Below are 1,299 nucleotides of genomic sequence, written 5' to 3'. Positions count from 1 at the left end.
AAAACACAAGTTGGGGACAGATACGTTCTTGAAGAAATGAGAAAAAATGGCTACATTATTGGTGGAGAACAATCAGGACACATTATTTTCATAGAAGATAATACTACTGGTGATGGAATCTTATCGGCGATTAAATTAGCGGAAATAGCTGTTAAATCAAAACAAAAACTTTCAGAAATGAACAAATTGATGACTAGTTTCCCACAAGTTTTGGTGAACGCAAAGGTTAATAATGAATACAAAAAAGTGTACAAAGATGATGAAGTAATCAATAAAAAAATAGCTGAACTTGAGCATGAATTCAAAGATGAAGGCAGAGTTTTGATTAGACCTTCGGGAACTGAGCCTTTGATTAGGGTTATGATTGAGGGAGAAAACCAAGAATATTTAGAGAAAAAAGCTATTGAATTAAAAGATTTAATAGAAGAAAGATGTGAGCTAATATGAAAACAATAGCGATTATTTCGGCATTAGAAAGTGAACAAGAGTATTTCAGAGAACAATTTAAGCCGGTTAAAAAGGACAAGTTCAATCACTATGAAATATATGTTTCGGAATTTGAAGACAAGAAAATTATAAATTGCGTTTGTGGAATTGGAAAAGTTAACTCAGCAGCTCTAACACAAAGAATTATCGATATGTATAATCCTGATTTGGTAATAAATTGTGGTGTGTGCGGTGGATTGGACAAATCTCTTACTTTTGATGAGGTAATACTTGCGGACAAGTTAAAATACCACGACATAAATTTGGATATTTTTAGCGACAATATTCCTTACACTGACACCTTTGAAGCTGACCGTGAAACTTTGAAAAAATTAGATGAGATTATGACACAAGAAAATTTGAAGCACAGGATAGGCCTTATTGTAACTGGAGATCAATTTATCTCAACGACTGAAAAGCAAGAAGAATTATTTGAAAAATATCACGCGTTGGGAACGGAAATGGAAGGCTGCTCCATTGCTCATACGTGTTATCTTAACGATGTGAAGTTTTTGGTTATAAGAAGTTTGTCCGACTTTGCAGATGACGATGCGGATGATGAATTTTACAATGATTTAGAAACAAAAACAAAGAAGGCTGCACACAGTGTAGTTGTATTGATTAAAAATATGTAGAGAAGAGCGTAGGATGAATGAGAATTTGTCCTACGTTTTTTATTTTGCTTAAAAATGAGCAAAAAAATACATCTGTATAAAACAGATGTATTTTTTCATAATATCAATAACAAAAGGAAACAAAAAAATCACAAATATAATTTGTGATTATGGTCGGGGTGAGAGGATTTGAACCCCC

General features: G+C 32.9%; 1 protein-coding gene and 1 pseudogene. Both read left to right on the top strand.

The annotated features are described in order from the left end of the window. Positions 1–447, top strand: a pseudogene (locus KHW44_RS09705) (phosphoglucosamine mutase); the annotation flags it as partial. After that, positions 444–1,121 (top strand): 5'-methylthioadenosine/adenosylhomocysteine nucleosidase, encoded by a 678-nt coding sequence (locus KHW44_RS09700; RefSeq protein WP_304068921.1) that lies wholly within the window; start codon positions 444–446, stop codon positions 1,119–1,121. The pseudogene KHW44_RS09705 and the gene KHW44_RS09700, both read left to right, overlap by 4 nt. Positions 1,122–1,299 lie beyond the last annotated feature (178 nt).

It is taken from the genome of Finegoldia magna (assembly GCF_018371055.1).
In the GTDB taxonomy this organism is placed as follows: domain Bacteria; phylum Bacillota; class Clostridia; order Tissierellales; family Peptoniphilaceae; genus Finegoldia; species Finegoldia magna_I.
This window is presented reverse-complemented; position numbering and strand designations above follow the sequence as displayed.

Coding starts and splice junctions, on each gene's coding strand:
- KHW44_RS09700 (WP_304068921.1), top strand. CDS start 444: ATGAAAACAATAGCGATTATTTCGGCATTAGAAAGTGAACAAGAGTAT.